Below are 22169 nucleotides of genomic sequence, written 5' to 3' on the forward strand. Positions count from 1 at the left end.
GAGATGATCTCCAACAAACTCGAACGCTCGAGCATGCTGATCGAATGGCTGCTGCTGCTGGCACTGCTGGCGACCCCTTTGATCACCTTGCTGGAGGTGTGGACCCCCTTCGGTGGTGCCGATTTTCTGCAGGAAAAGCTCAACACCATCTTGAGCCGCCCCGGCATCAATCCTGCCGACTATCCCCTTCACTTCTCCACCCGGCTACTCGGCACCCTGGTGCAGCTGTTGCCGGATCTGGTCTTTATGATGATGCTCTGGCAACTGCGTCAGCTGTTTCGCGGCTACCGCGCCGGTCTGCTCTTCACCTTCGAGCAGATCCGCCGCTATCGGCAGATCGGACTGCTGCTCTGTACAACCTTCCTGGTCGAATTGATCCTGACCCCCTTGCTGGATACGGTGCTCACCATGAGAGGCCCGGAAGTACTCGGTACCATAGCGCTGAGTACCTCCGATTTTCGGGTACTGCTGGCGGGACTGATCGTACTGGCGCTGGCACTGGTCATGCGCGAGGCCAAACTGCTGGCCGATGAACAGCAACTGACGGTGTGAGGAACGTATGCCCATTATCATCCGACTCGATGCCCTGCTGGCCGAGCGCAAAATGACCGCCCGCGAGCTGGCCCAGCGCATCGACATCACCGAGGCCAACCTCTCGATCCTCAAGAATGGCCACGCCAAGGCGGTGCGCTTCTCCACCCTGGAGGCCATCTGCCGTGAACTCAAATGCCAGCCCGGCGATCTGCTGGGCTACGAGCAGGAGCGCTAACCCCCTTATGAGTCGTCATATCACCCTGTTTGCCCTGTGGCTGCTGCCGCTGTGGGCCTGCGCTGGCAATGACGCGAGCGGCCCCCTTGCGCCTGCTGCGCACCTCGGCCCACGAGGCGGTGCATATCCTCAGCGCTCGCCACTCTGCTCCACAACCCACCTGGGTCAACGAGAGCCTCGCCGAGTACCTCGCCATCAAGGCGCTGCGCCGCTTTCGGCTGCATCAGGTCACGGCGGTCAATGAGCTGGCCGAGCGGGGCAAACAGATGCCCCATCGCGAGAGCGGCCTCTATCGGGCAGCTCGCGAGGTGCTGGCGGGCGATCGCTCCTACTACCCGCTCTTTTACGTCAAGGGGAGCGCCTTCTGGGAAGCGCTGGAGCGGGAACTGCAACACAATGACGTGACGCTGGCGCAACTGCTGCCCCAACTGGGCTGGCTGCCGGATGGACGCTTTGATGCCGCCTCCAATGAGCTGCTTGCCGGCACCATCGGCTCGGATACCTGGCGCCGTCTCAGCCGCCTCTATCTTGGCGAGCAGCAGTAACGCCGCAAACCGCAGCAACAAAAAAGGGAGAGCCGTGGCTCTCCCTTTTGTTAGGTGATGATTCAAATAGACAAATATCAGGCTGGAGCACTCTCTTGCGCAGACGGCGCAAAGGGGCGCAGCCGCAGGAAGAAGACCGGCAAGACCACCAGCACCATCAGGAAGAAGATGCCACCGCCGAGAGGCTCGAACAGCACGCCGCAAAGTGCCATCAGGGCCGCCACCGTCATGCCGAGGCCAAGGGCCGCATAGAGCGCCTGAGTCGGGATCAACTGCTCGGCCGGTAGCTGACGGGTCATGAAACGCACCGCCCCCAGATGGCTCATACCGAACGTCACCGAGTGGAGCAACTGCCCCAGTACCAGCACCCACAACTCGGTCGAAGCACCCAGCAATACCCAGCGCACCACACAACCGATGGCTCCGGCGATAAAGAGACTCTGGGCGCCAAAGCGTTGCAGGAAACGCTTGTCGGCGGCGAACATGCAGATCTCCGCCACCACCCCGAGCGCCCAGAGATAGCCGATGATGGTGCCGCTATACCCTTGCGCCTTCCAGTAGATGGCGCTGAAACCGTAATAGGCGGCGTGGCTCCCCTGCAGCAAAGCGGTCAGCAGCAGGAAACGGCGCACCGACGCGCTGCGCAGGGTTGCCAGCAAGGACGCCTTGGCGCGCTCGCCCTGACTATCCTGTGGCGCCGGATAAAGCGGCAGCCAGCTGAGCAGCAGCATCAGCACCAGCCCCGCCACCATGGTGTGCAAAATCCAGTCGCTCCCGAAGTTGCCCACCAGCGCCCCCACCAGGGTAGAGGCGACGATAAAGGCAAAGGAGCCGCACAGCCGCACCTTGCCGTAATCGAGGTGCGCTTGCACCACCATGCGGGTCGCCAGCGCCTCCCCCACTGGCATCAGGGTCGGATAGATAAAGTTCGCCAGCAGGGTCAAACCCACCAGCCACCAGAGGTTATGACTGAGATAGAAGCCGAGAAACGCCAGCAGACTGAGCAGGGAGAGCAACCGGGTAACCGGCAGCAGATGGCCCGCCCCCTTGATCTGCCCCATCACCATCAGGTTGCCGGCAAAGCGGATCGCCATCCCCGCCCCCAGCAGGAGACCAATCATCTCGGCGCTGACGCCCACCCCCTCCAGCCAGAGCGACCAGAACGGCAAGTAAGCGCCGTAGACAAAATAGAAGGCGCCGAAAAAGAGCGCTAACCAGGAGAACGCGGGCATAGATCCTCTGCAACCGGATGACGGGAGCAGAATGATAACCCATCCGCCCCCACAGATCCCGATGGAAACCCCGCTAAGAAAACGAAAAAACTTCAATAAAATTGAACTATTACCGAAGAGGTGGGGTCTACCTGGTAACACCTCCTCCTGGTTAGTGTTGCAATCCTTCCACCCGCCCATGGCGGGTTTCTTTTTTGTCCCCTAATCACTTTTTTTCATCACCAGGATCTGCATCTCGGATTCAAATTTAAATCCATCCTCACAACGAAAAATCATCTGGATACAACAAATCTTCGAGCTATCCTGCACCAAAACTATTTGTAGCGATAAAAAAACACCAGCGTTAAGCCGGCGTCAGGTAATATCAACTCACTATATAGTGCCAAAAACTTTAGTAATGCATAAATAGAGGAACTTATTTCTGGCCACTCAAATATTTTATCCTAGCCTTGGTCATCTCGGTTTGGCACTCATACAATTCCACTTTACCAGATATTGATAAGTTCGGATTATTTACAGATTCAATATTACCGCAATCATTCTCCTTCTGCCATACCCAAGAAATTTGTTCATTTTTCATCGATGCTCTGAAAGATGCTGGAATAGCTTTCCAGATTTTATTCAAGCGTGCATCCTCAGCTTCATAAGCCTGCTTGGCGATGGCAACTCGAGATGGGTCATTTTGTTTAACAATATCATCTTTAGTGATCGCCAGGTATGATGCCTTGGCTAATGACATTGGGGCATAATAAGTCTCCCCTAAAGCGACCGAAATGTCTTTTTCATTATCGGCCAGCCTTGCTTTATAAGAAACACCATTCCACGTAACATTGCCATTTTTATACAACCCATGACTTTCTCTAATAAACTCAGAGAACACGTCCGGGGCTTTCTGTGCTAACTCCCTGACTTCAACAGGAACAGTCATTGATACAGTCGCTACACATCGTAACTCTTGTGATGAATCACTTGTAGTCGAAACATCAGAGATGCTAACGGGAATTTTTTCGACTTGACTTTGAAAGAAATCGAGTTTTTCTGGTGATACTGACATCCTCGACAAGGCATTATCACGCAGAGCCTCTGTTAATGCGTTTACCGCATCCTCACGACCACATTTGAAAGGCTGTTTTTCCTCTTTTGAGTCAAAAATACCAGCATTGACAGCACTCGATAAACTCAACATTGAGATTAAAACAAGAGATTTAAAATTCATATCCAATTCAATCCTTAACATTAAAAAACAATTACAACAGTATCAAGCCTCATCAATTAGTAATGGATATCTCCTTTCACATATAAAGTATTCTAATTATAGAAATCCCTGCCAACAAAAGCCCCAACAATTAAAATGTTTTCAATGTTAAATTGGCACTAAAGAAAACTGATTGGCACCTAAATATATCCCAGTTTTTCAGCAGGGAAAGATACCAAGGGAGTTTACGTATCTGCAAAACGACCTTGAATTAACATCAACAGAAGTGCACCCTAAAGTAGGGTAAACAAGACTGTTGTATTCATCCTATAACCTAATATATTCATGAAAACTGAATGTAAAGCTTACTATATTAATCATAATAGTTTAATGGTCAGTTTTTCTTTGACAAAGAAGATTGGGAACCAAAACAATTTTTCAACTTACTCTTTATTGATTCACCATATTGCAGTTTTATTTTACCTTCAAGGTAAGCAGATGTATTCCATAATGATGCATCAGAATAAATGTATGATGCCCATCCAATACTACCACTACCATCAGTGTCATAAGTCAATTGCATACTAACTTCTTGGCCATCATCAGAATCTACAATAACATTTACATCCTTAGCCGAAACATATATAAAATCATAATTACTACTACGAACCGCATCCGCCAAATAGTCATAACATTGCAAGTTATTGCCAGCGATTGCATTACGTACAAATAAAACAAAAAATAAAAGCCATCTCATTCTTGCTACCAAACTATATTACTTATACAGAGACATCCGCATCACTTACGCCTTGCTTTGAGAAGACAAATGAAAAATAGAGAGTTCTATACACCCCCGAAAAATTAGGCTACGGTGCCTCGAGAAAATTATTTCTAGCGGCCATCAGTTGGTAAATGACTTTACTAATGTATTGGTGGTCAGAAAACTTATTTATAAAAAAATGAAGACAATAAGTTAAACTCAGCTGCACTTATCAAGCAACTTCAAATCAAGCTCTTTCCTATCTAGAACATAGCATTTAGTTGTTAATGGTGGACCATCCATTTCCACATCCATTTCCACATCCATTTCCACACCAGATACGATCATTAGATAACTCTTTACAATAGTATCCAGCCTTAAAGATCCTGACTCATAAGGATTGGGGAGCCTTGAAATTACAAGTCCTGTTTTAAGGTCGAGAACCTCACTACACACAGCGCCAGTACCACAGTTAAATGTGTACACAACATAGTGCCCAGCGAAGTTAGGCTTTTCCTTAATTGCTTTTTTTCTTGCCCAATCTATTTCATAAAAGCCAGTATCTTCTTCAGTAAGATCATGTGGACTTCCATAATAAACATCTTCTTTGTCAACGGAAAAATCATTAAAACTCACGCCTGCAATCACGCAGGATGGCATACAAAAGCAAAATACCACAATAAAAAAACAAAAATCTAAAAAAAGACTAACCTTCATACGAAAACCCTTTATCATAAAAGACTCTAATATTATTGGCGATCTCTGATTTCATTATTTTACCATCCCCATTCAAATCATGAAACTTGTTCCTGTTGTAGTTTTCTGACGGAGAGGAATAAACGGGGGCGTTACCATCTATCGCAATCGCTGAAGGAGCAAAAATGGAAAGATAAACATCTTCTAGCGACCATCTATTCGTGGGTACACCAAACATTTCAGCCTTACGAACAAAATACATTTTAACGTAATCCATTTGTTCAACATGATTCATTTTTGCTAACGCCTCTACTGTCGTACCTATTTCATTTGCGCTTACTCTCATTAATTGAATTAGGCCAGTAGCACTTGAGTAAGGATTTTTTATAGATGGGTCAAACCTCGTCCCTGTTTCAAGTGCTATACAAGCCATTATATAATTAGGATCAATTCCTAACTCGCCACCAACCTTGATTACTTTATTTCTAAACGCCTCACCGATCTGAATCCCATATAACTCAAAAACTCTCTTCATCCATATAAGCTCTCTTTTAACCACATTCTCGCAGCTAATTGAAAATGGATAAAAATGCAACATTTTTGGTCCAGCAATATGAACATGACTAAGCTTATCCATCCACCCCAATGCCTCCACCCGTTTAACCTCGTGTTCAACCAAAGGAGGGAGATCAGTGACTTTACAAAAAATAATTTTAAACTGCTCCATCATTATTTTCGAAGCTGGAACCCACCATTCACTACTATGCTTCACCACCATCCCTTTAACCCTGTCATAGTTTCCTATACTATCGACAGCATTCTCCAGTTTTTTAACTGTAAGTTCATCATCTTTCAATTCTTTATCATCTGAAGCATGACGATACAGGTTCAGGAAAAATGGGGGGATTTTAGCAGGATCCAGGGCACCATCACTATCAGAGCCATCAATCAGCGTGAAGCCTTGATCCTTCCACTCTTTGCTACTAACTACTGCCTCTGCTCGTGGATCGTCGCTAAACAGCTCAATGTGGACCATGTGCTTGCTCGACATTCCCCCTTCGGTAGAAGTTGGCGCTTCGTACATTCCTAGATAGCCAATGGTCTCGCCAGCACGAATTGGTACTGGTGTTGGCAATTCATACAGCTTACCCAAGTGAGTAGGCTCTTGGCGCTTAATCTCAATATTCTCTTCTTCTACACATAACCAAACAGGGCGACCAAGAGGCTGTACGACACAACGAGCCATTCGCCGCGCTCTACCGCGAACTTCCTGCCACTCGCACCTATGTGCATCAAAGCTGATCAGACTTCCAGCTGGTACACTAAAAACACTGTCACCAGCTACATAATGTCCTGTTTTCCCTTTTTGAGCTTTGGGGTCGGCACGACCAACCATATCTTCTTTCACACGAGCTTCTATTTTGTCATATACCCACATAGGTCTAACAATGTTGCCAACTTTCTCTATCGCACTTGGGTCTTGTGCCATCCAAAGGCTATCCATTCCTTTTGTGGCCAAAACCTCTTTGCTACTAGCACCATTACTCAGTACCTTTATACGAGCAAATTCGAACTCCCCTTGACCTGTTACATAACCACGTTGTGCAGTAACACCTTCGACAAGTTCGAATTCCTCTCCCGCTTTCAAGGTTAGTGCGGGAGGTTGGTAATCATGATTCGGTACACTATGACGCACCCGCCATCCCTTTTTTAACCGATAGCGGCTGTTTTTCGGCCATTTATCCCAAGGACATAAATGCATATATAGTGTGTAATAGGTAAATCCATTATCTTCTGCCCCCCTCCTTTTTTCAGAACTGCTCTCCTTCTGCGTAGAACCTTTATTTTCCTCTGCTGATTTGGGTTGTTTGAAATAATGGCGAACCAAGCAAAAAGAATTGGAATAGCGATATTCCCGCCCCTTAAAATTGCTGACAAGATAGTCAGGCATCATTCGAAAAGCTACAACCTCACCATCAGCCATACAGCGAACAGGATGAATATCTTTGACCCAAGGTGCTTTTTCATCACTAATATGAATACCACCATGCCAAGTGTTTAGGCCTAATAGATAATTAGCTTCATCGCCAAGAAGAGCAGCTAAATCCTTAGCATCTTTAAATTCACGACCATCTGATTGTGTAATTGGTAGACAAGATGCCCCTGTTATCTCATTTTTTACTATATTCGAAGCGGTATCACTATGAACTTCATCAGGATACTGTAAACCTGAAACATCAAATGCAAGAGGATCAACTTCTTCACGAGGGTTAGCCAGTGGCTGCCCAGACTTACGATGGCGATGGACTTCAAAATGAAGGTGCGGGCCAGTACTTCTGCCTGTTGAGCCAACAAATCCTACCGTAGAGCCTTTTGCTATCCGGTCACCAACGTTTAATCTAGATGACTCCTTCATGTGGGCATAGAGAGTATGGATAAATTCGCCATCTTTGTTTCGATGTTCAAGGATCACATAATGACCATATCCCCCTCTATTAAATTTTTTTAGTACTACCTTTCCATTACCGGCAGCAGGAATCGCCGTTCCTGATATTGCCCTAAAATCTACGCCTTTATGAGGCCTTGTTACCCCCATAAGACTTCTGGCACTACTAAATCGGCTTGTTAAAGAAAATGAAGCTCCAGGATTAAAAGCAGGCATGGTTACTCATCCTCTTTTACATTGTAGAGATTGCAATAAACTCGAGCGAATCCATCCTCAGGTAAAATATCTACGCTTGGTAAGCTTTTTTCGTTATCAGCCACATCTAATGTATAATGCTTTGATAAAACCCGACGAACAGTTTCTTCATCATTAAAAAAAACGATCCCCAAGTAGTCGCTGTTCTTTCCTGAAAGTGTTAATTCTTTTACATCAAGACCATAGAATTTTAATTTTCCATTAATGCAAAATGATGTAATATCTTCAGATTCCCAGCATACACTAAGTTTCGCGTTATTCTCTTTAAAAAAATATGCTTCTGGGCCGAACTGCTTCTGCTGCTGATCATAATAAACATTCTCAAAACGGCAATTATGCAAACCACTATATTGCTCTTCCAGAGTCCCCGCATAGGCACCTGACCATGCTATACAGCCAATAAACAGACTCCACCATTTACTCATCATTATTTCCCTCTTCCAGAAAAGCTCACCCTTGCAATTGGCTTCTCTTCTTTCAAGAGCGCCTCCATAGCCTTCTCGGTGGCAATCGCCTTGACCAGTTCAACCAGTTCCGGGGCTTTGACCACCTCAACCCCTTTGGGAGTAACGGGAGCCTGACCAGCCCAGCCAGAGCCTGCTCCCGGGCTGCCGCCGGCATTGAGTTTGATGGCGGGGCCGACCAGCTTGATGCCACTCGGGTCAACTTTGACAAAGCTTCCCCCCCCCTTGAGGGTGATCTCGGATCCCGCCTCCAGCACCAACTTGTCACCCACCTTGATATGCACCTCTTCACCGGCGTCCACCAACAGGGATTGGCCCAGTTTCTGGTGCAGGGAGGTATCCACCGTCAGTGAATAGTCCGCCTTGATGTGATCCCGTTTCTCGCCTTCAACTGTCAGGTGGTCATTGCCGAGGCTGGGCGGAGCGCCATCCTTGCCCGGCACCTTTCTGATGCGGGTGACCCGCTCGTTGTCGATGTCACGATGCTCGTCATGCTTGATGTGCCACGCAGCATCGTTCTCTATCAGCACATTCAGGTCTTTCTGACCGTGGATGTAAATCTCTTCCTGCCCAGCCTGGTCTTCAAAACGCAGCTCGTTAAAGCCCTCGCCCTTGTGGGTTTCGGTGCGCAGCACGGTGCGAGTCTTGTTGGCTGGCAGCTCATACGGCGGCCGGTTGGTGGCGTGATAGGTGCGCCCCGTCACGATAGGCTGGTCGGGGTCACCTTCGAGGAATGAGACGATAACCTCATGGCCGATGCGCGGAATCGCCATCATGCCGTACTGGCCACCGGCCCAGCCCTGGCTAACCCGTACCCAGCAGGAGCTCTGGTCGTTGGAGCTGCCGTAGCGGTCCCACGGGAACTGCAGCTTCACCCGGCCATGCTCGTCGCAGTAAATCTCCTCCCCCTCCGGGCCCACCACTATCGCGATTTGCGGGCCGTCCACCATCGGCTTGTAGGGTGCCTCGGGGCTGCCGATGCGGGCCCGCCAGGTGGTACTCGCTTTCACCACACCAAATTCGTTGTGGTAGACGGTCGGGCCGCTGCCGCCCTCCTCTTCCAAGGCCTGGGGTTGCTCACCGGTGTGGCGGATATGGACGATTTGCCAGTCGGTGTTGAGGCTGCCGTTGGGGTGTTCGGTCAATGAAAAGTGCTGGCCCGGCAGCAAGGCCGCGCTGTTGGATTTGCCGCTGCCCGCTACCGCGTCATTGCGCAGGGCATCGAGCCGGTGTTGGGCAAAGGCCTTGCCACTCAGGTCCTGCTTGTAGCGACCCGGATAGTCGAAGTGTTGATAGGTGTCGCGCTGGTGCTCCAGCTCTGCTCCCTGCTTTTTGTGGGAGAGGCCGTAAGCCGGCGTCTTGAAGCTGTAATCTTTGAGCTCCACATCCGAGGGGCGCACTGCCTCGCGGTAGTGGAACTGGCGAACATAGGGCCCTTGTTCCAGCGAGCGGTTGCCGAGGTTGAAGAAGAGCTCGGGGCCAGCGGTCAGGGCTGCGGCATCGTCAGCAAAGACGATGCGGTGTTTGCCTGCTTCAAACTCGTGGAAGTAGAACAAGCCCTCTTCAGCAGCGAGGCGGTTCACGAAATCGAGGTCGGTCTCGCGGTACTGCACGCAGTATTCCCGCTGGGCGTGCTCGTTTTTCAGGGCAAAGGCGTAGTCGGTGATGCCATGCTCTTGCAGCAGGATGCTGAGGATTTCATCGGGCTTCTGCGCCTGAAAGATGCGGGAGTTCTGGCGCAGCCCCAATCGCCACAGGGCGGGTTTGACGTTGAGGCTGTAACGGGTGCGGCGAAAGCCGCTGTCCCCTTGGGCAAACTCGCTCACTACCCCGCAGACCCGGCGTTGCAGCTCGCCGTTGTACCACACCATCAGCTCGCACGGCTGGTCCAGCACGGCGCCAAAGTCAACATCAGGCTGGCTGCTGGCCACCTCCAGCTGCAGATTGAACGGCCGATTCAGCCCCTCATCCAGCTGGAAACTGGCCACCACAAAGGTGCTCTCGGGCAACGCCCCCACCTTCACGGTAAATTGCAATCCGGTTTGATTAGCCATGGCTTTCCCCTCTTGTCACGGCCAAGCAGTGCCTGAGCCCTTGCCTACTCTCGCGCCCATACACGCCCTCACCGCGCGGCCACGCTACCGCCCTCTCCGGTGCCGCAAGGGCCACCAAAGATAAAGGGGTTAACAGGTTACGAGCGGGTCGGGTCTGCATCACAGGACACCCTTTAGTGCTTTGCCATCCCTCCGCACTCACCGGCAGGGGGATGACAAAACAGAAAAGCTCCAGCCAACCCGTTGGCCAGGCTGGAGAAAATGCACAGTACAAGAAGCCGGTTGAACAACCGGCTCAAAGACACATTACTACTTACAAGGAATACCAAAGTACCGAAGCAAGGCTTACGCCTCGATGGGCGCGCGCCAGTCGTCCGCACCGGAAGTACCGGCAACGGTGTGCTCCCAGTCAATCTTGCGGTAAGCCATGGAGACCTGGATAAGCTGGGTGAAGTCAGACTTCGCCGGGTCCTGGCAGTGGGGCATCTGGCAGTCGATGTCAACGATGGTGGCATCGGTCAGCACGGTAGAGAAGAAGTGCTCCTGCTTGCCCTCAACGGAGGTGCGGTACCACTTCAGGGTCACTTTCGGCAGCATTTCACCGGAAGCCAGAGAGTTGTACATCAGCGGCACAGCTTTGTTCAGCGCAACGGTGAACTTGAACGGCTTGTGGACACGCTGACCGGCAGGCTGACCGGATTGTGGGTCGGTCGGGACAGTCACAACGTGCTGGAACTCTTGTACCAGCATCTCGTCTTCGTGACCTTGTACGAAGATGTTGCCGACGGAATCGGAGGTGAAGGCACCGGCGGTGATATTGCCCTGGGTTTTACCTTCGATGCTGATATAACATGGAGTTGGCATGTGTATGCTCCTAAATAGATTGGTTAAACGAGATAGCACTCGACCAACCTTTAGCAGCGTCCATGCCATTTTTTTATTCCTTATTTATCAAATAATTACACTCCGCCAGTTCTCGCTCAACGCACAAGCACGCAATAAGTTGCCTAGAGTAGTGAATTTAATCGTGATTACTTGCCTAATCCGTATAAATCACCAGTTAGCGAGCAAGAAGTTGCTCTAAATAGATCATTTCTTCTTTTCAGGGCAAACTTCCAATCCTTTGCCAGTGCTAACTTTCCACTGGCTAAGCCCGCTCGGACAGAACAACCAGCTTGCAAGTAATCGCCCGCCTCGCAACTGTTTGTCGATTGTCACTCTGCTAGACTGCACTCTTTTCTGTTGCTCATTCATCTTGCAAAGGAGTGTTGGATGTCCGGATGTTCCTGGTGGGATAGATCCACCGGTTTTGCACTGCTGACCATTGTGCTATGGGCCTCGCTGGCGGCGCTGACGTCACGGGTCACCAGCGTGTCACCACTGGTGCTGGTCGGGCTGGTGCTGTTTTTCTGCGGGGTCGGGGCCTTGCCGTTCTGGCGCCAGTGGCGTGCTCGCTCTATTACCTGGATGGTGACGGTTACGGCATTACTGCTCTACCATCTGCTACTCTTTATGAGCTTTCGCCACGCCCCCGTGCTGGAGGCCAACCTCATCAACTACCTCTGGCCGCTCTGCATCATTCTGTTCACCCCGCTGTTGTTGCCCGGCCATCCACTCCATGCCCGTCATCTGCTGGCTGGCGCCTTTGGTCTGGCGGGTTCCATGCTGGTGATGGTCAATGGCGAGCTGCAACTGCAGCAGGCCTATCTGCCGGGATACCTGTTGGCGCTCGGTGCAGCTGTCGTCTGGGGAGCCTACTCGGTATTATCACGCCGTCTGCCGCCAGCCCCCGCCGTGATCACTGCGGCAGCCTGTCTGCCCGCAGGTTTGCTGGCACTGCTGCTTGCCCGTCTGCTGGAGGGGCCCCTGCCACTCGCGCAGATCCCCACCAGTGACTGGTGGCTGATCATCGGGCTGGCGCTGGGCCCGATGGGGGCGGCCTTTGTGACCTGGTATCTGGCACTGCGAGATGGCGATCCACGCCGGATCGGTGCCCTTGCCTACCTGACACCGCTGCTGAGTACTTTGCTGTTAGTGGCATTGAACGGAGAAGAGCTGACCTCGCGCCATCTGCTGGCCGGGGCACTTATCATGGGCGGCGCCCTGCTCGGTATGCTGGGCCAACGCAACAGAGCACTGGCATCCCCAGCCAGTTAAGTCGGTAAAATAGGGCCACCTGACCATGCTGTCATAAAAACGCCATCATCCCTGTTTAGGCTCGGGCCACGCTCCCCCATGGTCTGTGCTGACAGGAATTACCCCGTGAAAATCGCCCATTACGCCACCCTCTCCTCCCTTGTTTTGTTACTGGTCGCGGGAGGACAGGCGCTGGCCCTCTACCACGGCTGGCAGCAGCTTGCCCGTACCAATCAGGCCCAGCATCAGCACGAGACGCTGCAACAACTGGTGACAGTGACCCTGCAAAACAGCCTGCGTGACTACCTCAACAGCGGCGATCCGCAACAACTGACAGCAGCGGAGAAGGTCCGCCAGCAAGCGCTCTCCTCGCTGGCCGCTCAGGATGATGCCGTGGCAGCCCCGCTCAGACAGCAACTCGAACAAATGGCGCAGCGCATCGCGCACGACTATCAGGCCGCAGGCAAGCTCTCGGGCAACAGCCAGCTGCTGCTGCAAAATGCCGAGAGTGAGCTGGGCAGCCAGGCCATGGCGCTGATCCGCTATGGGGAGCAAGGTGCCAACACGGAACAATCTGCCGCGGCACAGCAATATCGCCGCGGTGCGGCCGAGATCCTGGCGGGCCTGCCGCGCCTCGCCCATTTGCGCCAAAGCTATATGGAGCAGGGCAATGAAAAGCTGCTCGAAGGGATCCGCTTCGAGCTGGAGGCACTGCAAAAACAGGCGCAAGCGCTGCAAGCCTTGCCGCTGCTCGGCCTGTATGAAGAGGCGCCCGCCGATGAGTTCACGCTGGGGGAGCCGGTACGCAAGGAGCTGGGAGATCAACCGCGCAGCGAATTACGCTCGCTGCTGGGTCGCTATCCGCAGGAATTGGCCAACAGCCGCACGGCGCTTCAGCAACAACAGGCTGGCCGCCAGACCGTGCAGCAAGACATCATGGCGATGTTGCAAGCGACCAGACAGATGGGGGAACAACTTGCCCACGAACGGCAAGCCGTCAATCAGGAGCTGGCCACCATCCTCGGCACGCTGGCGCTCTGTCTGGTGATAGTCGCCCTGCTGTTTGCGCTGGTGCAACGACGTTGGCTGCTCACCCCCTTGTTGCGACTGCGTGGAGCTTTTATGCAACTCGATCAGACGGGGCAGGCCGAGCCGTTGCCTACCGGGCGCGATCGCAACGAGCTGGCCGATATTGTTGCCAGCTACAATCGGCTGATCGGTCGTCTGCAACTGGACCAACAGCAAAAAGAGGGGCAGCTGTCAGCGGTATCCCTCAGCCTGCAAGGAATGGTCAGCCAGGTTGACGAGATCCATCACAGCACCCGCACCACCGAACAGGTGGTCGACGAGAGCGGCCAGATGATGGATGAGCTGAACCAGCTGGCCGGAGAGGTCCATCAGGTCGCTGCCGACATCGCCCAGCATGCCCACCATAACGAACAGGCGATGAGCCAGAGTGAAGATCTGGTGGGCAGCATGCTTCACGCTACTCATCAGACCGGACTGGCGATTGACGAGAGCGATGAGGCGCTGCAAGCCCTCACCCGCTCGGTTGCCGATGTGACGGCCATTGTCGATGTGATCGGTCATATCGCTCAGCAGACCAACTTGCTGGCCCTCAACGCCGCCATCGAAGCGGCCCGCGCAGGGGAACAGGGACGCGGCTTTGCGGTGGTCGCCGATGAGGTGCGCCACCTCTCGGCCAATACCCAGCAATCCCTCAACCAGATCACCGATATTCTGGGGCGCCTGACCCAATCCGGCGAACAACTTGGCACTGTACTGAACCGGATCACCAACGAATCAAGCCGCCAGCGGGCGCAGGCGGAACAACTGCGCCAGACCACCCAGGCAGTGCGGGAGATCGCCCGCAACACCGCAGTGATCGCCCTGCAGGGGGCCGACAACGCCAAAAGTCAGGAACACAAGCTGGCCAGTTTTGCCGATCTGATCGCCCGTATCCATCAGCATGCCCGTCAGGTGAGTCAGCTCTCGGTGCAGGTCTCCTCCCATATCCACCATCAGGCGCAGCAGATCCCCCGCATCCTCGGCCAGCAAGGCTGAACCCTATTCGCCCCAAATCTTTGCCAGCTCACTTTCCCTCGACCAGAGGGAAAGTTTTTTTGTAGCACAAAATTATCTGTTATCGGCAGGTTAACTGACACCTCTTCCCCCGTACCGGATGAAAACCCGCACTGGCGCTGGCTGCGGCCTCAAGAAAACGCTCTCATCACCGCGATACCTGCCATGAGGCTGTTTACGACCTTGCCCATGATTATTTGCACTCGGTCATACTTTTGAAACGTTGAGGGAACTTTTCATTGATATTTCGCACCGCGAACGTACTCTTGGGGTTGTCCGATAGCCAAGAATCGGAACATAAAAAAACAACATGTGATGATCAGGACTGCCAACTACAGATGTGCCAAGACATCCGGGTTTGCAGGTAGCCAAGACAAGATTTTTTGCCCTTCGGGGTTTTGATTGCAATGCCAATACCGAGCGGTAGGCCCGATGCCAACTGCCGGAAAAAAAAGCTAAGTCCATAAAATCAGGAGCAATAAAAATGGAAAAAGTGATCTTCAAGCGCGCCGCTTTGAGTGCCGCTGTGGTAGCCGCTCTGGTCGCCCCCGGTATGGCGTTGGCAGCTCAGGACATGATGAGCCCGGAATACGGCCAGTCCTATGAAACCTTCGTGAAAGACTCCAAACTGACCGGCGGTCTGTTCTACTTCCAGCGTGATCGCGACCGCAAAGATACTGGCGGCACAGGTGAGTACGCATCCAATCTGAGTCACGCAACGACTCAAGCCGCACTGAACTTTAACTCCGGTTACGCTTGGAATGTCGTTGGATTGGACTTGGGTGGCTATGGTGCCTATGACCTCACCGATGATCGCTCTCCTGCCAACCAAGAGAATGAATTTTCTTTCGCCGGTAGAAACTGGGATAACAACTTTAAAGATGGAAATGCCGGCAACGGTTTTAGCGTCACTAACGCAGCTCTGAAGTTCAAATTTGGTGACAGTGTTACAGCCAAAGGCGGCTATACCCAGCTCTATGTTCCAGGCGTTATCGGTGTTAACTGGTCTTATCAGCCGGGTACCTATCGTGGTGGTCAAATCGAAGGCAACTTTGGCGGTCTCTACCTGACCTACGCCATCGCAGATGAATACAAAGCACCATGGTTCAAAGAAACCCAAATTTTCTCACGAGCTAAATCCAAGCCGTGGGTTTCTGGCTACAGCCCGCAAGAAGAGCAATACAAGATCGATTACATCCATGGTATCGCTGCGCGCTATACCTTCGAAAATGGCACTGCTGTAACCGGTTCTTTCGGTCAATCCAAAGACTATATGGATAGCTACCACTTCAAACTGGCTCATAAGTTTGATGTGATTGGCGGTCTCTCCACCAGCTACCAATTCTACGGTTCCGAAACATCTGACTTTGATGCAAGTGCCGTTGCTGGCGGCGATTCAGGCAAGACCTACGATGGGCTGGCATGGCAACAAGCGCTGACCGCAGCTTGGAACTACGCCCAATACGGCTTCCGTCTGGAAGGTCTGTGGACCAAGGCTGAGGGTGATGAAGGCAACTACCTGCCCCGTCTGACCCGTGGCTACGCCAACTCTCAGGGCGCCAACGAAATTTGGTGGGACTCCCGCTCTGACTGGAACGCCAACAACGAAAAAGCGCTGTTCTTCGGCGTGACCCGTTCTCTGGATGACCTGGTTGGTGCCCCTGGCTGGTCTGTCGGTGTATCCGGTGCTTATGGCTGGGATATTGAGGATGGCTATGGCAAGAAGCATGCTTCCGGTGAAGATACTGAATGGGCAGCCAACTTCGATGTCAGCTATACCGTGCAGGATGGCAAGCTGAAAGGCACCCTGTTCAAGCTGCACTACACCGACTACAACAACGATCTGCCTAGCTGGGCATACCCGAACGTATTTGCGTCAGAGAAAGACGTCAAGTTCCACATCATCATGCCGCTTACCTTCATGTAATCAGGCAATACGATGTCAGCAAACCGGGCCACTTGGCCCGGTTTTCTTTTTGCCGGTTGGCAGGCTAACATGCGAGCCGGATAAGGATTTTATCCGCTCACCAGCCCGCACGCTTTTATCAGCAGTAACAAGGACGCCATCATGCCCCGTTTTGTTCTGATCACCGGTTGTTCCAGCGGTATTGGCCTCGCCGCCGCACAGGCGCTCGGGCAGCACGGTTTTACCGTGATCGCCTCGGCGCGCAAGGCGGAAGATGTGGCCCGTCTGCAGCAACAGGGATTGCTGGCGGTACAACTGGATCTGGCGGACCCAGCGTCCATCGAGCTGGGTGCCAGTGCGGCGCTCCATCTGGCAGGCGGGCGCCTCTATGGCCTGTTCAACAATGGCGCTTATGGCCAACCCGGGGCGCTGGAAGATCTGCCCACCGAGGCGCTCAGGGAGCAGTTCAATACCAACCTGTTTGGCTGGCACCATCTGATCCGTCAGGTGCTGCCGCCGATGCTGGAGGCCAAAGAGGGACGGATAGTGCAGAACAGCTCGGTGCTGGGACTGGTTGCCATGAAGTATCGCGGCGCCTACAACGCCAGCAAATTTGCGCTGGAAGGTTATAGCGATACCCTGCGCCTCGAACTGGCGGGTAGCGGGGTACATATCAGCCTGATTGAACCGGGCCCCATCGATACCCGTTTTCGTGCCAATGCCCGCAGCGCCTTCTTGCGGCACATCGATCCGGCCCAGAGCCGTCATCAGTCGGCCTACCGCCAGACCCTGACACGGCTGGAAAAAGAGGGGGCCACCAGCGGCTTTACCCTCCCAAGCGAAGCCTGCATCCCGCCGCTGCTCCATGCGCTGACCCACGCCCATCCCAAGGCGCGCTATCCGGTGACTACTCCGACCCGGCTGTTTGCCTTCCTGCGACGGGTATTGCCCACTCGCTGGCTCGATAAACTGCTGGCCAAATCGGCCTGATCCCGTGATGGGCGACAAGCATCCTGCCGCCCGGATTGAGTTAGCTGTATAGCGGCGTCACCCGACCCGCCAACCTGGTTTGTCCCTCTCTTCAATAGTGCTCGCCATTGCTGTAGTAGGCGCTCTTGACCAGAGGGATCACCTGCACCACCACATAGGTCTGCTCCCCCAGCACCCGTTTCAAATGGCGCGTGATAAGGCGCGCGGCGGCGTCCTGCATCTCTTGTGGCCGCTCGAACCAGTGCAACTCGACAAACGGAAATCCCGCCTCTGGCTCGCCGTTGCGGATCCAGCAGCTCTCCACCCGCTCCATGGTGACAAACTCCGGCTTGCCGCCGGTCAGCTCGCAAAGCTCGGCCAGCAGCGGGCCGCTCACCTGTTGCAGGGTCTCGAGCGCCACGGCGCGAAAACGAAGATGGGGCATGGCAAACCTCTTGGTTATCTGAAATGAGGACTTATCATAGGGGTTATTGTCAGCAAGAGAAGTCACCCGGCGCATATTAAGGATCCCCATGAGATTTCATCGCACCCTCTTTGCCTTCCTGCTCTGCCTGCTGCTACCGCTGCACGCCTTTGCCGATCCCGCCTTCTATCGGGTGAGCAAGGGCAACCAGCAACACTGGCTGCTGGGCTCCATCCATGCGGGCAAACCAGCCCTCTATCCTCTGCCCGAGTCAGTGGAGCGTGCCTGGCTGCAGAGTCGCGCACTGGTGATGGAGGTGGACATGAACAGCATCACGCCGGATCAGTGGCAACAGACCGGCTCACTCACCCGACTGGTGGATGGCAAACCGCTCAAGGATCATCTGCCTGCCGAGCTCTATCAACGCACCCTGATGGCGGGCGCCCGCTATGGCATCGACGAGGCTACCCTCGCCACCCTGCGCCCCTGGTTTGCCGCCATTACCCTGACCCAGGCCGCCATGGCCCGCTCCGACTTCAAGAGTGAACTCGGGATAGACCAGCACTTCGCTACCCGGGCCGCCAAAGAGGGCAAACCGGTAGTGGGTTTTGAAACCCTGCTGGAGCAGCTCGGTTATCTGGCCAGCGTGGGTGACAACCAGACCCTGATGCTCGCCAGCACCCTGGATGAGCTACCGATGCTGGAGAGTGGTTTCGCCGCCGTGATGAAGGCGTGGCAGCAGGGGGATGAGGCGACGCTGATCAATCTGCTCAAGGAGGAGATGGCCCCGCCCGCGCTACAGAGCTGGATGGAGCAGACTCTGCTGGCCGAGCGCAACCACAACTGGCTGAAGAAATGGTCCGCCCTGCCCAACGAGAGCTTTATCGTGGTAGGCGCCCTGCACCTTTACGGCGAACAGGGGTTGCTGGCGTTGCTGGAGCAGCAAGGGTGGCGCATTACCCCGCTCACCACACCGGGCCCTGTGCAGGCTCGGTAGCAAGGAGTCCAGTGAGAACGATCACAGATCGCGCTGGTTATTAAACAACCTGCAAGGGAGTTGATCGGGATCATCCCGGACGGGGCAAAGAGGTATTTATCATGCCTGTCATCAACCGGGTGACAGGAGCAATAAAATGGACTTTTGGCTGGACCTGATGTTTGGCAACAGCGTGGGATTGATGTCGATGCTGGTGATTATCGGCACCTTCTTGCTCATCAGCTCTTACGCGGCCTACTTCATCTACAAGGTGATGCACTCGCAACCGCCTCATTCACAGCAACCCCATTCTCAACAACCCAAAGAGGGCAAATAATCCTCTGACCACAGGCGGCAGTTCACACTGACCGCCTGTGCTGTTTTATGGTTCGCGACTGTGATTCCCGGGCCAGGCTGCACCTGTGTCCATGCCGGGTGCCCCTTATCTCCTCCCCCTTTCCCCGTTTTCTGTGCCGGTTGCGGCCGTTATAATGGCCCCCACTTTTTCTTATGGGGAGCCTGCCGTGTCTCATAACGACGAACTCTCGCTATTTATGAATGAAGTGGCCGACGTGCGGCCCATTCGCAGCGACAACATCCATCCCCATGCGGCCAAATCCGCCCCGACCGAGGCGCAGCTCGCTCGCCGTCAGGCTGCCACCGCCGAGCAACTCGCCCTCGACCACCTCACCATGGAGGCCATCGAGATGCGCGATCCGCACGAAATCGTCGGCTTCAAACGCGATGGGGTGCAGGAGGGGGTCTACAAGAAGCTGCGGCTCGGCAAATATGAGCTACAGGCAAGTCTGGACTTGCACCAGAAAACCCTCAATGAGGCGCGCCAGACGCTGGTGCAGTTCATTGCGGATTGTGAAGCCCGGGATATCCGCTGCCTGCTGATCCTGCACGGCAAGGGGGAGCGCAGCACCCCGCGCGCCCTGCTGAAAAGCTATTTGAGCGCCTGGTTGCCACAACTGCCCGCCGTCATGGCGATCCACAGCGCCGAGCGTCGCCACGGCGGCAGCGGTGCCCTCTATGTGCTGCTGCGTAAAAGCGAACGCAAAAAAGCGGAAAACCGCGAACGGCACCAGAAGCGGCTCGGCTAACCCGCCTCTCGCCACTACGCCTTTGGCCCACCAGCATGATGGTGGTCAACGATGCGGCGGCGGTGTTAGCATCGAACGGCCCCGAGCATGCCAGGTACGGGGCGGCATACCATCAGGGACGATAACAAGGACAATCCCATGTCATATCAAAAGCTTGAACAACATCAGCAGCAGATCCACCGCTTTAGCCACCTCGCCGCCATCTGCGGCTGGGATCAGGCGGCCATGATGCCGGAAGGGGGCAACGATGCTCGCGCCGAAGCGATGGCCGAACTCGGTCTGCTGGTCCACCAGAAGCGCACCGCTCCCGAGCTGGGCGACTGGATTGCCAAGGCCGAGAGTGAGCCGCTGGATGAAGTGCAACGGGCCAACCTCGGCGAGATCAAGCGCCAGTGGCAAGATGCCAGCCTGCTGCCCGGTGAGCTGGTCGAAGCGATGTCGCTCGCTGGCAGCAAGTGCGAACACGCCTGGCGCAGCCAGCGCAAGAACAACGACTGGGCCGGTTTTGCCCACAATCTCGAGGAGGTGGTGAAACTCTCCCGTGAAGTAGCGCAGCTGCGGGCCGATGCGCTTGGCGTGCGCCCCTACGACGCCATGCTGGCGCTCTATGAGCCGGGCATGACCAGCGCACGGCTCGATCAGATCTTCGGCGATCTCGCCAGCTGGCTGCCGAACCTTATTCAGATGGTGAGCGAACAGCAGAAGGGCGATGCCCTGCTGCTGCCGCAAGGCCCCTTCCCCATCCCGACCCAACAGGCGCTCGGTCAGGAGGTGATGGGACTACTCGGCTTTGATTTCGCCCACGGCCGCCTCGATGTGAGCAGTCACCCCTTCTGTGGCGGCGTGCCGACCGACGTGCGGATCACCACCCGCTATAACGAGCAGGAGTTTGTCTCCAGCCTGATGGGCATAGTGCACGAGACCGGCCACGCCCGTTACGAGCAGGGGCTGCCGCGCCATCTGCTGGGTCAGCCGGTGGCCGAGGCGCGCTCCATGGCGATCCACGAGAGTCAGAGCCTGTTTTGCGAGATGCAGCTGGGCCATCATCCGGCCTTCCTCGCGCTGCTGGCGCCACGTATTCGTCACCACTTCGGCGAGCAGGCGGCGTTTGCGCCGGACAATCTGGCCAAGCTCTACAGCCGGGTCGAGCCGGGCTTTATCCGGGTCGATGCGGACGAGGTGACCTATCCGGCCCACGTTATTCTGCGCTACGAGCTGGAGCGCGATCTGGTGGAAGGGAAGATCGAGGTGGCTGACATCCCCGAGCTGTGGGACGCCAAGATGCAGCAGTGGCTGGGGATCTCCACCAAGGGCAACTACCGCAATGGCTGCATGCAGGATATTCACTGGACCGACGGCTCGTTTGGCTATTTCCCGAGTTACACCCTGGGTGCCATGTATGCCGCCCAGCTGCGTTTTGCCCTCGAAAAAGAGCTGGGCAGCATGGGTGAGGTGATCGCGGCGGGCCGCCTGCCGGAGATCTTCGGCTGGCTCGGACGCCACATCTGGTCACAGGGGAGCCTGCACAGCACCGACGAGCTGGTGCGCCGAGCCACCGGTGAAGCGCTCAACCCGCACTGGCTGCGCCAGCATCTGGAACAGCGCTACCTGAAGTAATGAGCGCAGTAAGCTAACAGCAGAACGGGCCCTTTTTAGTTAACCACTACAGGGCCCCGTTTTTATGGCGGTTCATTTTTATGGCGGTGCATGGCACAGCACGCCGTCACGACAATGCTGTAAAAATAGGGAGTTCAGAGGAGGTCCGGGGAACCCAGCAACTCGCGCAGTTGCAGGATATTGCCCTCAGGATCGAAGGCGTTGCGCACCACAAAGCCGGGCCCCGTCCACTGCTGTGGCAGCAAACCGCCGCCGAGATCCGCCGCCTTCGCTTCTGCCCAAGCGAGGCTGGAGACGGTGAAGAACAGCTTGATGGCCCCCTCTTCCCGCAATTCCGGCGGCCGCTTGATAACAACTTGCCCGGCATAAGGCTCGGGAATGGCATGGATCAGCAGCTGGATATCGCTGTTTTCCAGCACCACCAACTGCTCATCCTGACTGCAGACCACCATCTGCAGCAATGTACGGTAAAAGTGGGTCAGCAAGCCCAGATCCTTGGCATAGATCAGGGCACCGGCGCGAGCGGGGCCAGACATG

At 54.3% G+C, this 22169-nt stretch carries 20 protein-coding genes and 1 pseudogene; 11 read left to right on the plus strand and 10 right to left on the minus strand.

What is annotated here, in order from left to right; all coding sequences use genetic code 11:
• Nucleotides 1–3 precede the first annotated feature (3 nt).
• From I6L46_RS12210 to I6L46_RS12220, 3 genes and pseudogenes are all read left to right on the plus strand, one after another.
• The gene (locus tag I6L46_RS12210) at nt 4–552 is read left to right on the plus strand and encodes a DUF2975 domain-containing protein (protein ID WP_021229702.1); all 549 of its coding nucleotides are present in this window, start codon (nt 4–6) and stop codon (nt 550–552) included.
• A gap of 7 nt (nt 553–559) precedes the next feature.
• Nucleotides 560–769, plus strand: coding sequence for a helix-turn-helix transcriptional regulator (locus I6L46_RS12215; protein ID WP_005335250.1), 210 nt, complete (start codon nt 560–562; stop codon nt 767–769).
• Between the two features lie 80 nt (nt 770–849).
• A pseudogene (locus tag I6L46_RS12220) lies at nt 850–1314 on the plus strand (hypothetical protein); the annotation flags it as partial.
• 77 nt (nt 1315–1391) lie between these two features.
• Here the strand turns inward: I6L46_RS12220 and I6L46_RS12225 are convergent.
• The 8 genes from I6L46_RS12225 to hcp1 form a co-directional block, all read right to left on the minus strand.
• Nucleotides 1392–2546: a 3-phenylpropionate MFS transporter gene (locus tag I6L46_RS12225; RefSeq protein ID WP_213386645.1), complete on the minus strand. Its 1155-nt coding sequence runs from the start codon at nt 2544–2546 to the stop codon at nt 1392–1394.
• Nucleotides 2547–2961: 415 nt separating this feature from the next.
• Nucleotides 2962–3762, minus strand: coding sequence for a lysozyme inhibitor LprI family protein (locus I6L46_RS12230; RefSeq protein ID WP_162183930.1), 801 nt, complete (start codon nt 3760–3762; stop codon nt 2962–2964).
• Nucleotides 3763–4135: 373 nt separating this feature from the next.
• Nucleotides 4136–4498, minus strand: a complete 363-nt coding sequence (locus I6L46_RS12235) for a hypothetical protein (protein WP_162511782.1) — start codon at nt 4496–4498, stop codon at nt 4136–4138.
• Nucleotides 4499–4720: 222 nt separating this feature from the next.
• Nucleotides 4721–5218: a hypothetical protein gene (locus I6L46_RS12240; RefSeq protein WP_216975690.1), complete on the minus strand. Its 498-nt coding sequence runs from the start codon at nt 5216–5218 to the stop codon at nt 4721–4723.
• The gene (locus I6L46_RS12245; protein ID WP_216975692.1) at nt 5208–7859 is read right to left on the minus strand and encodes a M23 family metallopeptidase; all 2652 of its coding nucleotides are present in this window, start codon (nt 7857–7859) and stop codon (nt 5208–5210) included. The genes I6L46_RS12240 and I6L46_RS12245 overlap by 11 nt, the downstream gene beginning before the upstream one ends.
• A gap of 2 nt (nt 7860–7861) precedes the next feature.
• On the minus strand, nt 7862–8326 hold the full coding sequence (locus I6L46_RS12250) for a hypothetical protein (RefSeq protein ID WP_124928681.1): 465 nt from the start codon (nt 8324–8326) through the stop codon (nt 7862–7864).
• Nucleotides 8326–10416: a type VI secretion system tip protein TssI/VgrG gene (gene tssI / locus I6L46_RS12255; protein WP_216975693.1), complete on the minus strand. Its 2091-nt coding sequence runs from the start codon at nt 10414–10416 to the stop codon at nt 8326–8328. Before tssI ends, I6L46_RS12250 begins: the two co-directional genes overlap by 1 nt.
• Before the next feature lie 345 nt (nt 10417–10761).
• On the minus strand, nt 10762–11280 hold the full coding sequence (gene hcp1 / locus I6L46_RS12260; RefSeq protein WP_005332563.1) for a type VI secretion system effector Hcp1: 519 nt from the start codon (nt 11278–11280) through the stop codon (nt 10762–10764).
• 408 nt (nt 11281–11688) lie between these two features.
• Here hcp1 and I6L46_RS12265 point away from each other — a divergent pair, with 408 nt between their 5' ends.
• From I6L46_RS12265 to I6L46_RS12280, 4 genes are all read left to right on the plus strand, one after another.
• Nucleotides 11689–12573 (plus strand): DMT family transporter, encoded by an 885-nt coding sequence (locus tag I6L46_RS12265; protein WP_216975695.1) that lies wholly within the window; start codon nt 11689–11691, stop codon nt 12571–12573.
• Between the two features lie 105 nt (nt 12574–12678).
• Nucleotides 12679–14616 carry a methyl-accepting chemotaxis protein gene (locus tag I6L46_RS12270; protein ID WP_216975697.1) on the plus strand — a complete coding sequence of 646 codons (1938 nt, stop codon included), beginning with the start codon at nt 12679–12681 and terminating at the stop codon, nt 14614–14616.
• Between the two features lie 502 nt (nt 14617–15118).
• A complete protein-coding gene (locus tag I6L46_RS12275; protein ID WP_216975699.1) occupies nt 15119–16561 on the plus strand; it encodes an OprD family outer membrane porin in 1443 nt (480 codons plus the stop codon).
• A 141-nt stretch (nt 16562–16702) separates the two neighbouring features.
• Nucleotides 16703–17530: an SDR family oxidoreductase gene (locus I6L46_RS12280; RefSeq protein WP_042054211.1), complete on the plus strand. Its 828-nt coding sequence runs from the start codon at nt 16703–16705 to the stop codon at nt 17528–17530.
• Between the two features lie 91 nt (nt 17531–17621).
• Here the strand turns inward: I6L46_RS12280 and I6L46_RS12285 are convergent, their stop codons facing one another.
• Nucleotides 17622–17954, minus strand: a complete 333-nt coding sequence (locus I6L46_RS12285; RefSeq protein ID WP_040068558.1) for a DUF1904 family protein — start codon at nt 17952–17954, stop codon at nt 17622–17624.
• A gap of 88 nt (nt 17955–18042) precedes the next feature.
• Here I6L46_RS12285 and I6L46_RS12290 point away from each other — a divergent pair, with 88 nt between their 5' ends.
• The 4 genes from I6L46_RS12290 (at nt 18043) to I6L46_RS12305 (ending at nt 21632) form a co-directional block, all read left to right on the plus strand.
• On the plus strand, nt 18043–18930 hold the full coding sequence (locus I6L46_RS12290) for a TraB/GumN family protein (protein ID WP_069526495.1): 888 nt from the start codon (nt 18043–18045) through the stop codon (nt 18928–18930).
• A gap of 136 nt (nt 18931–19066) precedes the next feature.
• A complete protein-coding gene (locus tag I6L46_RS12295; protein ID WP_005338733.1) occupies nt 19067–19246 on the plus strand; it encodes a DUF3149 domain-containing protein in 180 nt (59 codons plus the stop codon).
• 187 nt (nt 19247–19433) lie between these two features.
• Nucleotides 19434–20015, plus strand: a complete 582-nt coding sequence (gene smrA / locus I6L46_RS12300; protein WP_110303365.1) for a DNA endonuclease SmrA — start codon at nt 19434–19436, stop codon at nt 20013–20015.
• A 138-nt stretch (nt 20016–20153) separates the two neighbouring features.
• Complete coding sequence (locus I6L46_RS12305) at nt 20154–21632, plus strand: carboxypeptidase M32 (RefSeq protein ID WP_216975701.1); 1479 nt, start codon at nt 20154–20156, stop codon at nt 21630–21632.
• A 134-nt stretch (nt 21633–21766) separates the two neighbouring features.
• On the opposite strand, the gene I6L46_RS12310 is transcribed toward I6L46_RS12305, so the two are convergent.
• Entirely contained in the window at nt 21767–22168 is a 402-nt protein-coding gene (locus I6L46_RS12310; RefSeq protein ID WP_216975703.1) for a VOC family protein, read from the minus strand.
• Between the last annotated feature and the right edge of the window lies 1 nt (nt 22169).

The organism is Aeromonas sp. FDAARGOS 1416, from assembly GCF_019048085.1.
GTDB classification, from domain to species: Bacteria; Pseudomonadota; Gammaproteobacteria; order Enterobacterales; family Aeromonadaceae; genus Aeromonas; species Aeromonas veronii.